The 12,508-nt window shown below is 70.6% G+C and carries 10 protein-coding genes and 1 pseudogene; 6 read left to right on the forward strand and 5 right to left on the reverse strand.

From position 1 onward, the window contains the following. Nucleotide 1: 1 nt before the first annotated feature. Nucleotides 2-652 carry a hypothetical protein gene (locus ACFYNU_RS11885; RefSeq protein ID WP_356587283.1) on the forward strand — a complete coding sequence of 217 codons (651 nt, stop codon included), beginning with the start codon at nucleotides 2-4 and terminating at the stop codon, nucleotides 650-652. A gap of 234 nt (nucleotides 653-886) precedes the next feature. Next, nucleotides 887-1,231 (forward strand): DUF2516 family protein, encoded by a 345-nt coding sequence (locus ACFYNU_RS11890; protein ID WP_356587448.1) that lies wholly within the window; start codon nucleotides 887-889, stop codon nucleotides 1,229-1,231. Between the two features lie 18 nt (nucleotides 1,232-1,249). Here ACFYNU_RS11890 and ACFYNU_RS11895 read toward each other — a convergent pair whose 3' ends face one another. From ACFYNU_RS11895 to ACFYNU_RS11905, 3 genes are all read right to left on the reverse strand, one after another. Beyond that, nucleotides 1,250-2,518: a fused response regulator/phosphatase gene (locus tag ACFYNU_RS11895; RefSeq protein WP_356587281.1), complete on the reverse strand. Its 1,269-nt coding sequence runs from the start codon at nucleotides 2,516-2,518 to the stop codon at nucleotides 1,250-1,252. A gap of 347 nt (nucleotides 2,519-2,865) precedes the next feature. Next, a complete protein-coding gene (locus tag ACFYNU_RS11900; RefSeq protein ID WP_356587279.1) occupies nucleotides 2,866-4,032 on the reverse strand; it encodes an NlpC/P60 family protein in 1,167 nt (388 codons plus the stop codon). A 229-nt stretch (nucleotides 4,033-4,261) separates the two neighbouring features. Then, nucleotides 4,262-5,122: a class I SAM-dependent methyltransferase gene (locus tag ACFYNU_RS11905; protein WP_356587277.1), complete on the reverse strand. Its 861-nt coding sequence runs from the start codon at nucleotides 5,120-5,122 to the stop codon at nucleotides 4,262-4,264. A 169-nt stretch (nucleotides 5,123-5,291) separates the two neighbouring features. Between ACFYNU_RS11905 and mshA the strand changes: the two genes are divergently transcribed. The 3 genes from mshA (at nucleotide 5,292) to ACFYNU_RS11920 (ending at nucleotide 9,098) form a co-directional block, all read left to right on the forward strand. Then, on the forward strand, nucleotides 5,292-6,635 hold the full coding sequence (mshA, locus tag ACFYNU_RS11910; protein ID WP_356587275.1) for a D-inositol-3-phosphate glycosyltransferase: 1,344 nt from the start codon (nucleotides 5,292-5,294) through the stop codon (nucleotides 6,633-6,635). Then, nucleotides 6,628-7,179 (forward strand): YbjN domain-containing protein, encoded by a 552-nt coding sequence (locus ACFYNU_RS11915; RefSeq protein ID WP_356587273.1) that lies wholly within the window; start codon nucleotides 6,628-6,630, stop codon nucleotides 7,177-7,179. Before mshA ends, ACFYNU_RS11915 begins: the two co-directional genes overlap by 8 nt. 251 nt (nucleotides 7,180-7,430) lie before the next feature. Next, complete coding sequence (locus ACFYNU_RS11920; protein WP_356587271.1) at nucleotides 7,431-9,098, forward strand: glycosyl hydrolase family 28-related protein; 1,668 nt, start codon at nucleotides 7,431-7,433, stop codon at nucleotides 9,096-9,098. 6 nt (nucleotides 9,099-9,104) lie between these two features. Here ACFYNU_RS11920 and ACFYNU_RS11925 read toward each other — a convergent pair whose 3' ends face one another. Continuing rightward, the gene (locus ACFYNU_RS11925) at nucleotides 9,105-10,457 is read right to left on the reverse strand and encodes an MFS transporter (RefSeq protein WP_356587269.1); all 1,353 of its coding nucleotides are present in this window, start codon (nucleotides 10,455-10,457) and stop codon (nucleotides 9,105-9,107) included. A 133-nt stretch (nucleotides 10,458-10,590) separates the two neighbouring features. On the opposite strand from ACFYNU_RS11925, the gene ACFYNU_RS11930 reads away from it, so the two are divergent. Further along, nucleotides 10,591-11,352, forward strand: coding sequence for a phosphoglyceromutase (locus tag ACFYNU_RS11930; RefSeq protein WP_356587267.1), 762 nt, complete (start codon nucleotides 10,591-10,593; stop codon nucleotides 11,350-11,352). 689 nt (nucleotides 11,353-12,041) lie between these two features. On the opposite strand, the pseudogene ACFYNU_RS11935 reads toward ACFYNU_RS11930, so the two are convergent. Beyond that, nucleotides 12,042-12,415: pseudogene (locus tag ACFYNU_RS11935) on the reverse strand (tyrosine-type recombinase/integrase); the annotation flags it as partial. Nucleotides 12,416-12,508: the final 93 nt, after the last annotated feature.

Raw genomic sequence — 12,508 nt, forward strand, 5'->3', positions numbered from 1 at the left:
CATGGCCATTGCCGATGACCTGCGCAAGACGTTCAGCGACCCGACCCCCCTCTACTTCGCGGCCGGTACGGCGGATCTCGCCGTCGAGCAGGCCAAGAAGGTTCCCGGGCTGATCGAGCAGCTCCGCGCGGAGGCCCCGGGCCGTATCGACGCGGTGCGCAACACCGACCCCAAGCTCGTCCAGGACAAGGTCACCTCGCAGGCGAAGGAAGCGCAGACGACCGTTCAGTCCAAGGTCACCGAGGTGCTCGGGTCGCTCGACACCGATCTGAAGAAGCTGGGCGAGACCGCCCAGGACCTCGCGCTGCGGGGCGTGGGCGTGGCCGCCGAGTACGCGGTCAGGGCCCGTGAGACGTACGAGAAGGTCGCCGAGCGCGGCGAGCAGTCCGTACGGACCTGGCGGGGCGAGGCCGCGGAGGAGATGACGGAGATCGCCGTCGCCGTCGAGCCCGGGACGAAGCAGACCACCAAGCCGGCGGCGAAGCCCGCTCCGGCGAAGTCGGCCCCGGCGAAGCCCGCGTCCGCCAAGGCCAAGCCGGAGGCCAAGGCCACCGGTACGAAGACCGCCGGCCCGAAGCCCGCCGCGCGCAAGACGACGGCCACCCGCAAGCCGGCCGCCGCGAAGAAGACCACTCCGCCCGCGAGCAAGTAGCGAGAAGCGGGTGGCGGACAGCCGAATACCCGAATACAACGGTCCGGGCACCACAGCGGGGTCCGGACCGTTGTACGGGTACCTTGTCGGCACACGGCTTGTCGGCACACGGCCCGGCGGTCGGCGCCGACCGCACGATCCGGTGCTCGACCGGGCGGTGCTCGGTCGGACAGTGTTCGGCCGGGCGGTATTCGACCAGGCACATGATTCGGACAGAAACGGGCGGTGGGCAACGTGTTGATGGCTGGCTTCGACGGGCTTGTGGCTCTGTTGAGCATCCCGCTGACGGTGTTCGGCGCCTTCGCGCTGGTCGACGCGTTCATCCGGCGGGAGGACGCCTTCCGCGCCGCGGACAAGCAGACCAAGCCGTTCTGGCTGATCATTCTCGGCATCGCCGTCGTGGTGAGCCTGATCTTCCCGATCCTGTCGTTCCTGCCGATCATCGGGCTGATCGCGATCATCGTGTACTTCGTCGACGTACGCCCCGCGATCAAGCAGGTCGGCGGCGGTGGCGGCGGGCGCCGCAGCGGCGGCTCCAGCAGCGACGGGCCCTACGGGCCGTACAACGGCAATCGCTGAGCCCGGGACCGTCCGCGCTCAGGCGCTGACCAGCGCCGGGCCCCGGTCCAGCAGCAGCACGGCCACGTCGTCCGTCAGCTCGCCGCCGTTCAGCTCCCGTACCTGAGCCACCGCGGCCTCCAGCAGCTCCTCGCCGCTCAGCCCCCGCGCGAGCAGGCCGGTGATCATCTCGACCATGCCCTCCTGACCGAGCCGCTGCTTCGTGCCCTCTCCGACGCGGCCCTCGATCAGCCCGTCCGTGTACATCATCAGACTCCACGCCTCGCCCAGCTGGACCTCCCGGCGCGGCCAGCGGGCGCGCGGCAGCAGCCCGAGCGCGGGGCCGCCCTCGTGGTACGGCAGCAGCTCGGGCGCCCGGCCGGCGCGGACGATCAGCGGCGACGGGTGCCCGGCCAGACAGAGACCGGCCCGCCGGCCGTCGGGCGCGATGTCGATCGTGCACAGGGTCGCGAAGATCTCCTCGCTCTCCCGCTCGTGTTCCAGGACCTTCTGGAGCGTCGAGAGCAGAGTGTCCCCGCAGAGCCCGGCGAAGGTCAGCGCCCGCCAGGCGATCCGCAGCTCCACCCCCAGCGCGGCCTCGTCCGGGCCATGGCCGCAGACGTCGCCGATCATCACGTGGACCGTGCCGTCGGGCGTCCGGACCGTGTCGTAGAAGTCGCCGCCGAGCAGGGCGCGGGAGCGGCCGGGCCGGTAGCGGGAGGCGAAGCGCAGGTTGGAGCCCTGGAGGAGCGGGGTGGGCAGCAGACCGCGCTCCAGCCGGGCGTTCTCCTGGGCCCGCAGCCGGGACTCGGTGAGCTGGCCGTGCGCGACGTCCGCGCGCTTGCGTTCGACGGCGTAGCGGATGGCACGGCTCAGCAGTCTGCTGTCCAGCTCGTCGCGGAAGAGATAGTCCTGCGCGCCCACCCGTACCGCCGCCGCGGCGCGCTCGCTGTCGCCCTCGGCGGCCAGCGCGAGAACGGCGTGGCGGGGCGCGAGCCGCAGCACATGCTTGAGCGGCGCGAGGCCGTCGTGGTCGCTGTCGTAACGGCCCGGCAGCGCCAGGTCCACGAGGATGCACTGGATGTCGTCGGTGAGCAGCCGCTCGGCCTCGGTGAGGTTGCGCGCGGTGCGGATACGCACCCGGGTGCCCGCCGCGTCGGGAAGTTCCGGTGCGCTGAAGGTGCCCGCGGGATCGTCCTCGATGACGAGGAGCGTGAGGTCGCCGCCTCCGCCGGAGGTCTCCGGGGCGGGCGCACTCTCGACTGTCGAGCCGGTGCGCTGTCGCGGCACCGGTACAGGTACGGCCATCGGTCTGTGAGTCCTTCCCTCCCCCCGAGGGCACGGTGAGACGCCGATCGACGCCCCACCGACCGGGACCCTAGCGGTAGCCGGTGCCCGAAAGGAATGGCGTACGGAACGCCGTACGGAGAAGATCCCGCGCCATATGCCGCTTCCCACCACGCATCCGGCACGATCGGCCCCTCCTGAGGAGCCGAAACGGCCATGACAAACATCACGTGGCGCCGGACCGGAGCCGGGAACCGGGAAACGGAGCCATGAAACGGAGCCATGAACCGCAGTCATGAACCGCAGTCATGAAGCGGAGCCATGAACCGGCTGCCGGGCAGGGCGAAGCAGGGCGGGGCTGAGTCCGCCTATTTGTCCGGCCTGACGACGCCGAGAATCACCATCGAGCCCGCGCCGGTCAGCGTCACCTGCCGGCCCGGCCGAGGCGCGTGGACGATGGAGCCGTTGCCCACGTACATACCGACATGGCTCGCGTCCTGGTGGTAGATGATCAGATCGCCGGGCCGCATCTGCGCGACGGGGACACGGGGGAGCAGCCGCCACTGTTCCTGCGAGGTGCGCGGGATGACCTTGCCGGCCGCCCGCCACGCCTCGGACGTCAGCCCCGAGCAGTCGAACGACGCCGGGCCCTCGGCCCCCCATACGTACGGCTTGCCGATCTGCGCCGTCGCGTACGCGATCGCCGCCTTGCCCTGGGCGCTCGCCTCGCCGTTGATGTCCTTCAGCTCGCCCGAACCCAGCCAGGCCTCCTGCGCCTTGGCCGCGTCCTGCTGCTCCAGCATCAGCAGCCGGTCGCGCTCCTCCTTCTCCAGCCCCGCCTCGATCTTCTTGGCGGCCTTTATCTGCTGGGTGATCTCCTTCTTCGCCTTCGCCTGCTTGACCCGGTTCGCTTCGAGCTTGGTCCACTCGGCGCCGGCCTTTTTCGTGTACGCCGTCAAGTCGTCCTGGGCCTTGGTCATTTGACCGAGGAGGTCCTTGGTCGCCTTCTGGCCCCGCTGGACGCGGCCCGCGCCGTCGAGGAACAGCTGCGGGTCGTCGGTGAGCAGCAACTGGGCCTCGGGCGGCAGCCCGCCCGCGCGATACTGCGCGCGGGCCGCGGCGCCGGCCTGGCGCTTGAGCCGGTCGATCCGGACCTGGCCGTTGACGATCTCGCTGGACAGCCTGACCAGTTCGGCCGACTGGTTGTCGGCGCGCTCCTCGGCGAGGTTGTACGCGTCGGTGGCGGAGGCCGCTCTGCCGTACAACCCGTCGATCTTTCTGCGTACCGCTTCGAGCTTCGAGTCGTCCGCGGCGGGCGTCCTGCCGTCCGCCCCCGGCGGCAGGCTGCGGTCGAACGGCCGCGGCGCCACGGGCGGGTCGCTCGGCGAGGCCGGGGAGGCGGGCAAGGCCGGGGACGACGGGGAGGTGGGGGACGCGGGAGCCGCGTACGCCTGGTTCAGCAGCGCCGGTGATGTGAGCACCGACAACGCGCAGACGACCGTGATCGCGGCCGTCACCCAGCGGCGTCTGTTCACGAGCTTCCCCCTCGGACTCCGGACGAACGCGCATCCGACTTCATCTGCTTGGTCTGCTTGGTCTGTTGTGCTTGGTTTGCTTCATCTGTTCTTGATCTGCTTCATCTGACTTACTGTCAGTAACTGTTCTCCGCCGACGCGATCGTGCCATGCCCGTCCCCGGAACGACAGGGGGCGGCGCCGGTGGCCGGTCGTGTCCACTACTCGTCAGGGACGAACGGCCCGCCGCTCATGTTCCCCCGAACACATCCGTTTCGTCGGAGTTCGGCGCCAGCGCCCGCCACTCCACCGTGACTTCACCCTGTCGCCATCTGCTCGGGCCGCCGCCCGCCGCCGGGCCGGCCAGCGGCCAGTCCGCCGACAGATCCGCCACGGCCCGGATCCACCGCTGCCGGGCGCCGAGCGAGGCGTACGGGGCCGCCGCCGCCCACGCCCGGTCGAAGTCGCGCAGGAAGGCGTGCACCGGCTCGCCCGGCACATTGCGGTGGATCAGCGCCTTCGGCAGCCGCTCCGCCAGATCCGAAGGGCGGTCGAGCGAGCCGAGCCGGGTCGCGAACGTGACGGTGCGCGGACCCTCCCTACCGAGGGCGACCCAGACATGGCGCCGCCCGATCTCGTCGCATGTGCCCTCGACCAGCAGACCGTCGGGCGCGAGCCGGGCGCGGAGCCGGGCCCAGACCGCCGCGACCTCGCTCTCGTCGTACTGCCGCAGGACGTTCGCCGCCCGGATCAGCAGCGGCCCGCGGCCGTCCACGGGGCCCGGCAGCGGGATCTCGAAGCCGCCGTGGACGAAGCTGAGCCCGTCCTCCACGTACGGCAGCGCCGCCGCGACCCGAGCCGGCTCGATCTCGACGCCCACCACCTCGGTCCGCGGCTCGGCCGCCCGCAGCCGCCGCAGCAGCTCGACGGCGGTCCAGGGCGCGGCGCCGTATCCGAGGTCGACGGCGACGGGATCGGCCGAGCGGCGCAGCACCGGTCCCTGTACGGCGGCGATCCAGCGGTCCATGCGGCGCAGCCGGTTCGGGTTGGTCGTGCCGCGCGTGACCGTGCCCACGGGGCGACGGGGTGTGGAGGACGGGCGCGCGGGCATGCGGCTGAGCCTAACGAGCACGGTCACCCGGCACCCACGTCAGGGGTTGAGCGGTCAACGGTAATGATTCGGCAAAGTTGGAAATGAAAGAGCGCGTTCCGGCGTTGCCGAGCCCAGAGGGTCCCCACAGCCCTCTCCAAGTCGTGCTCCGAGCGAGAGGTTCGTCGACGTGAGCCAGTACGTGTCCAGGCTTGCCGGCACCCTGGTGTCACCGCCCCGGCTCCGGATCCCCGGCCACGCACGCAAACCGCGGCGCGTCGCCATGCTCAGCGTCCACACCTCCCCGCTGCACCAGCCGGGGACGGGCGACGCGGGCGGCATGAACGTCTACATCGTGGAGCTGGCCAAGCGCCTGGCCGCCATCGACATCGAGGTCGAGATCTTCACGCGCTCGACCACCGGCGGGCTGCCCTCCACCGTGGAGCTGGCGCCGGGCGTGCTCGTACGGCATGTGGACGCCGGTCCTTACGAGGGCCTGGCCAAGGAGGAGCTGCCCGCGCAGCTCTGCGCCTTCACCCACGGCGTGATGCAGGCCTGGGCCGGCCAGCGCCCCGGCTACTACGACCTCGTCCACTCGCACTACTGGCTCTCCGGCCATGTCGGCTGGCTCGCCGCCGAGCGCTGGGGCGCGCCCCTCGTGCACGCCATGCACACCATGGCCAAGGTCAAGAACGCGGCGCTCGCCGAGGGCGACACCCCCGAGCCCGCGGCCCGTGTCATCGGCGAGACGCAGATCGTGCGCGCCGCCGACCGGCTGATCGCGAACACCTCGGAGGAGGCCGACGAACTCGTCCGCTTCTACGAAGCGGATCCCGGGAAGGTCGCCGTCGTCCACCCCGGCGTGAATCTGGACGTCTTCCGCCCCGCCGACGGCCGCGCGGCGGCGCGCGCCCGACTGGGGCTGCCGCAGGACGCCTTCGTGCCGCTCTTCGCCGGCCGTATCCAGCCGCTCAAGGCCCCCGACGTGCTGCTGCGCGCCGTGGCCGTCCTGCTGGACCGCGATCCCACCCTCCGTAAGAGGCTGGTCGTTCCGGTCGTCGGCGGCCCGAGCGGCAGCGGTCTGGCCAAGCCCGAGGGGCTGCACAAGCTGGCGGCCAGGCTCGGGATCGCCGATGTCGTACGGTTCTGTCCGCCGGTCGGCCAACAGGCGCTCGCCGACTGGTTCCGTGCGGCGTCCGTGCTGGTCATGCCGTCGTACAGCGAGTCCTTCGGTCTCGTCGCCATAGAGGCGCAGGCCACCGGGACCCCGGTGGTCGCCGCCGAGGTGGGCGGTCTCCCGGTGGCGGTACGCGACGGGCGGACCGGCTTTCTCATCCCCGGCCATGTGCCGGAGGCGTACGCCCAGGCGCTCGCCCGCTTCATCGACCGGCCCGGACTGGTGGACCGGATGGGGCAGGCGGCCTCGCGGCACGCGCAGTCCTTCGGCTGGGACACGGCGGCGTCGGCGACGGCAGACGTCTACACGGCCGCCGTCCATGATCACCGAGGTCGCGTACGCTCGCACCATGGCTGACGACACGCGCGCCCGGGACGGGGCCGGCGGCACCGCCCACGCCACCCACCTCGTCGAACAGAGCCTGAAGTCGGCCGCGCTCGACTCCGGTCTGGAGTGGGAGAGCCCCGAGCCGGGCTCCTTCGTCGTCACGCTCCCCGGCACCCGCAAGCTCTCCACGACCTGCTCCCTACGCGTCGGCCGGCACTCCCTCTCCGTCAACGCCTTCGTCGTCCGGCACCCGGACGAGAACGAGGCCGCCGTCCACCGCTGGCTGCTGGAGCGCAACCTCAAGCTGTACGGGGTGGCGTACGCGGTCGACCGGCTCGGCGACATCTACCTCTCCGGCAAGCTGCCGCTGTCCGCCGTCGGCGAGGACGAGCTGGACCGGCTGCTGGGGACCGTACTGGAAGAGGCCGACGGTTCCTTCAACACACTGCTGGAGCTGGGGTTCGCGAGCGCGATCCGCAAGGAGTACGCGTGGCGGGTGTCCCGTGGCGAGTCCACGAGGAATCTCGACGCCTTCACGCATCTGACCCAGGGCCCGGACCGCGCGTCGAACTGAACCGACCGGCGCGGCGACGCACACGTGTGAGCCGGCGTACAGGCGCGCCGTCGTGCACTCGCGCCATCGTGCACTCGCGCCGCCTCGCACTCGCGCCGTCCTACTGCGCGCGCCGTCGCAGCGCCGCACGCGCGGCAGCCTCTGCACGGCTCTTCCCTCCCTCCCGCGCGCCATGGCATGCTCACGCTGACCGCAGACCTGAACTTGGTTCATATATGTGGAGGTTGATGACCGTGGGGACCCAACGAGCCATGAGCAGACGAGCCTTGCTCGCCAGCGCCGTCGCCGTGGCGGCGGCCGGTGCGGCGACCGGACTCGCGAGCGGCTCCGCCGCTGCCGCCGCGCCCCGAGGCCCACGCACCTCCCCGCTCTGGCGTGAGTTCGCCACGTCCCCCTTCACCCACCCCCAGATCCCCTACGTCGGCCGGGCAGGGCAGCGCGCCGGAGCCGACCGCTTCCCGAGCCCCCGCGTGGTCGCCGACGTCCGCGCGTACGGCGCCAAGGGCGACGGCTCCGCCGACGCGGCCCCCGCCATCAACCGCGCGCTCGCCGAGGCGGGCAGGCGCGGCGGCGGCACCGTCCTCGTCCCGGCGGGCACCTACCGCGTCGACGACATCATCCGTATCTCGCACAGCAATGTGGTGCTGCGCGGCGCGGGCAGCGGACGCACCAAGCTGTACGCGACGAAGAACCTCACCGAGCTGATCGGCCCGTACGGCAGCCGCTTCGGCGGCGACAAGTCGAGCTGGTCCTGGGCCGGCGGCCTCATCTGGCTCGCCCCCGAGGCGCGGCTGAACTCCCTCATCGAGTCCATCAAGGCGAAGAAGTGGCCCCTGGAGGGCTGGACGGGCAACGAGCGCACCGAGTTCGAACCCCTCACCGCCGTCGCCCCCGCGCGCCGGGGCGACCGCACCGTGACGGTCGGGGACGCGTCGCGGATCGAGCGCGGCGAGATCGTCCTCTTCCGCGTCGCCGACGACGCCGACCACACCCTCCTGGAACACATGTCGGGCGGCGGCCCGGCGACCGAGGCGTACGACTGGTCCGACAAGTCGAAGCTGCTGAGCTACGTGCCGTACGAGTGGCCCGTACGCGTCACCTCCGTAAGAGGACGCGAACTCACCCTGGAACGACCGCTCCCGGTGGACATCCGCCCCGAGTGGAACACCATGATCACCACGCTCGTCACCCCGCTCACCGGCTCCGGTGTGGAAGGGCTGACGCTCGAAGCGGTCGAGACGCCGCAGTCGGCGCACCTGCTGGACAAGGGCCACAACGGCGTCACCTTCCAGTGCGCGTACGACTGCTGGGCGGACGACATCACCGTCAGGCACTGCGACAACAGCTTCGGCCTCGTCGCCGCCTCCGCCTGCACGCTGCGCCGTACCCGTGTCGAGGGGCGCGGCTCGCACCATCCGTACTTCTGCCGCGAGGCGTCGCACGACAACCTCGTCGAGGACTTCTTCATCGGCGCGCGGACCGTCCCGGCCCCCGCCGGCACCCAACTGCACGGCATCAACGTCGAAGGGCTCTCCAGCTACAACGTCTGGTCGCGCGGCGTGATGGAGATGGGCACCTTCGACACGCACCGGGGGCTGCCGTTCGCCAACCTCCGTACGGAGATCACGCTCGATAACAACGGGACGCACGGCGGTGACGCGTCCGCCGGCCCGCTCTACGGGGCGCGGTTCACGCACTGGAACGTCACCGTGCTCAACGAGCGGGCCGGTCTGGTCAGGATCGACGGGATCGCGCCGTACAGCGTGACGGCCGGCATCAGTGAGGTACGCGAGTTCGGGCAGATCGATGTCCCGGACTTCAAGGGCGAGTTGAACACGCGGCTGGAGGCGTACGGCCGACCGCGGGACCTGCGCCCGAGCAATCTGTACGAGGCGCAGCGCGCGCTCAAGGCGCGCTGAACGCCTCTACGGGGCGGGTGACTTCGCCACGCCCGCGGGCCCCGGCGCCGGCTCCGTACGCGGGTCGGGGCCGGGGGCGGGGTCGGGGGCGGGGTCGGGGACGGCGCGGTCGAACCCGACGTCCACGCCCTCCTTGGGAAGCCCCCGCATCAGCAGCCAGTACCCGCCCGCGGCCACCGTCCCCAGCACCGCGCAGATGCCCCACAGCCAGTCGGCGCCGTAGTGGTCGATCAGGAAGCCGGACATCAGCGGCGCGACCAGACCGGCCACCGCCCACGACATCGTGTACATGCCCTGGTAGCGGCCCCGCCCGTGGACCGGCGAGAGCCGGACCACGAGGCTGGTCTGCGTCGGCGCGTTGATGATCTCGGCGATCGTCCACACGCACACCGCCAGCGCGTAGACGGCCAGCGACCCGGCGAAGGCCGTCAGCCCGAAGCCGTACCCCGCGAGCGCCGAGGACAGGATCAGCAGTCGGCGGGTGTCACGGTGCTCGATGAACCGGGTGACCGGGATCTGGAGCGCCACGATCAGCACCCCGTTGAACGCGATGATCATCCCGAAGTCGGAGCTGCTGAAGCCGTCCGTACCCATCGCGACCGGCAGCCCCACGAACCCCTGCTGGAAGATCAGCGCGACGAGGAACGACAGCCCGACCACACTCATGAAGCGCCCGTCCCGCAGCACGGTCCGCATCCCGACCGCAGCCGCCGGCTCGCTCCGCCCGTCCACGCCGTCCACGGGGGCGCGTTCGGGCCGGGACTCGGGCACTTTGAGGAAGATCACCACGGCGCAGGCCAGGGTCATCGCCGCCTCGCCCAGGAAGCCTGCGAGATAGCTGAACTCGGCGATGAAGCCCGCCGCGACCGACGAGATCGCGAACCCCAGGTTGATCGCCCAGTAGTTGAGCGAGAACGCCCGCACCCGGTCCTCGGGCCTCACGATGTCCGCCATCATCGCCTGCACGGCGGGGCGCGAGGCGTTGGAGGTCATCCCGACGAGGAACGCGACGGCGGCGATGGCCGCCGGATGCTGCATAAAACCGAGCAGCGCCACCGAGGCGGCCGTCGACAGCTGCGCGATCAGCAGGGTGGGCCGCCGCCCGAGCCGGTCGGTCATCACACCGGCGCCTACCGCCGAGATGACCCCGCCGAGGCCGTGGAGCGAGGCGACGAGACCGGCGTACGACGCCGAGTAGCCGCGCTCGATGGTCAGATACAGCACCATGAAGGTGGCGACGAAGGCACCGAGCCGGTTGACCAGCGTGCTCGTCCACAGCCACCAGAACTCACGGGGCAGTCCCGAGACGCTCTTCCTGACGCTCTCGCCCATGGCATGTCTCAGTCCGGCGATGGACATGCGGCGTTCCCCCCGAGGACTCCGGCGCTGTAAGTGGCCGATCGGCCAACCGCAACTTACGCACGTCCGTCCGCCGGCCACCAGTCAATTGACGGCAAGCGTCAATCGGAGGCGTTCGATTAGGCTCGGGCCCATGGCCGACGCACCGTACAAACTGATCCTCCTCCGCCACGGCGAGAGCGAATGGAACGCGAAGAATCTGTTCACCGGCTGGGTGGACGTCAACCTCACGGACAAGGGTGAGAAGGAGGCCGTGCGCGGCGGTGAGCTGCTGAGGGACGCCGGTCTGCTGCCGGACGTCCTGCACACCTCGCTCCAGAAGCGCGCGATCCGCACCGCGACGCTGGCACTGGAGTCCGCCGACCGCTCCTGGATCCCGGTCCGCCGCTCCTGGCGCCTGAACGAGCGCCACTACGGCGCGCTCCAGGGCAAGGACAAGGCGCAGACCCTCGCCGAGTTCGGCGAGGAGCAGTTCATGCTCTGGCGCCGCTCGTACGACACCCCGCCGCCGGAGCTGGAGGACGGCACCGAGTTCTCCCAGAGCGACGACCCGCGCTACGCGACGATCCCGCCGGAGCTGCGCCCGCGCACCGAGTGCCTCAAGGACGTCGTGGTCCGCATGCTGCCGTACTGGTACGACAGCATCGTCCCGGACCTGCTGACGGGCCGTACGGTCCTGGTCGCCGCGCACGGCAACAGCCTGCGCGCGCTGGTGAAGCACCTGGACGGCATCTCGGACGCGGACATCGCGGGCCTCAACATCCCCACGGGCATCCCGCTCGCCTACGAACTGGACGCGGACTTCCGCCCGGTGAAGCCGGGCGGCACCTACCTGGACCCGGACGCGGCGGCGGCGGCGATCGAGGCCGTGAAGAACCAGGGCAAGAAGAAGTAGGCAGAGCTGAAGAAGCCCCCCACCTGCGGGTTCTCCGCGTGGTGGGGGGCTTTTCGTGGGCCTGGGCCGTCTGTGGGCCGTGGGAGAGATTCAGAGCTGTTGTCAAGGGTTCCTGAGCGCCTCGGTGGACGGCGATGTGACCGGTATGCTGGTGCCGCCTCGTCTGATCCTCCCCTGAACTCCGTGTGAGAGCGCGTGAGTTCCAAGGCTCCGGCCCGAAAATCGGGTCGGCTGGAGGAGAAGGGCAGGTGGTAGAGGTGAGTCTCGAAAAGGACGAGCTCCGTAGGTGGACCAGTGCCGAGAGATGGCAGGTCTGGCTTGCGGGAGGGGGCCTACTGGTGGCTCTCGCTACCGGCGTGATGCAGCTCGCTCGATGAGCGAGTCACGCGCGAGAACGGTCGGGATCGGGTGCTGCACATGCAGCGAGCTCGGTCTGCTTCTAGGCGACCGAGCTCGCTGACTGCGTGAGGGCCTGGATCTGGTTGCTGCCGGATCCAGGTCCTCGGTCGTTCTAGTACTCGCAGCTCAGTAAGCTATCCAGAGCCGGATGAAGCCATCTAGAGCTAACTAGATGCGAGTCTCCCACGCGTAACTAATACTCTCAAGTATCCGTCCTTGTGATCCGGGTTCTTCTTCGGACTCTTCTTCGCTGACTTGAACTTCCCTGACTCGCTGTTCTACGTCTTCTACTAGTCCTTCGCGAGTACGAAGGACTCCTGGCTCGACGGCATCCGGTGGCGTACGCCCGCAGTGTCAGGCCGGGGTCCGAGTGCCCTAGGTACTCGGCGAGCGCCTTGATGCTCTCCCCCGCGTCCAGCAGCGCCGACGCGTAGAAGTGCCGCATCACATGCATGCCGTTCTCGCGTGACTCGGCGTGCGCCGCGCCGGCCGCAGACACCGGGATGACCCCCGCCGAGGCCCGAGCCGGTCTCCACGCCTCCTCGTTCAGCGAGGTTCGCCAGACGTGACCGCCGCGCGGGTCCGTGAGGATGAGCCGGTTGGTCACAGGTGGCCCGCCCGCGGCCTTGCACGGCGACGTGACCTCGACCGGCGGGAACTTCTCCGTGCCGTCCGGGCCGACGTACCGGGCCCCGTAACGGAGCCCCGAACCGCCCCGACGGGAGTCGACCCAGGCCCCGCGCACGTTCGCGGCAGG

This window comes from Streptomyces sp. NPDC006643 (assembly GCF_042870175.1).
Classification (GTDB): domain Bacteria; phylum Actinomycetota; class Actinomycetes; order Streptomycetales; family Streptomycetaceae; genus Streptomyces.

What these genes read in the sequence shown, in the direction of transcription:
- ACFYNU_RS11915 (WP_356587273.1), top strand. Translation starts at nt 6,628, where the DNA reads ATGGCTGACGACACGCGCGCCCGGGACGGGGCCGGCGGCACCGCCCAC.
- ACFYNU_RS11925 (WP_356587269.1), bottom strand. Translation starts at nt 10,457, where the DNA reads ATGTCCATCGCCGGACTGAGACATGCCATGGGCGAGAGCGTCAGGAAG.
- ACFYNU_RS11905 (WP_356587277.1), bottom strand. Translation starts at nt 5,122, where the DNA reads ATGCCCGCGCGCCCGTCCTCCACACCCCGTCGCCCCGTGGGCACGGTC.
- ACFYNU_RS11930 (WP_356587267.1), top strand. Translation starts at nt 10,591, where the DNA reads ATGGCCGACGCACCGTACAAACTGATCCTCCTCCGCCACGGCGAGAGC.
- ACFYNU_RS11920 (WP_356587271.1), top strand. Translation starts at nt 7,431, where the DNA reads ATGAGCAGACGAGCCTTGCTCGCCAGCGCCGTCGCCGTGGCGGCGGCC.
- ACFYNU_RS11885 (WP_356587283.1), top strand. Translation starts at nt 2, where the DNA reads ATGGCCATTGCCGATGACCTGCGCAAGACGTTCAGCGACCCGACCCCC.
- ACFYNU_RS11895 (WP_356587281.1), bottom strand. Translation starts at nt 2,518, where the DNA reads ATGGCCGTACCTGTACCGGTGCCGCGACAGCGCACCGGCTCGACAGTC.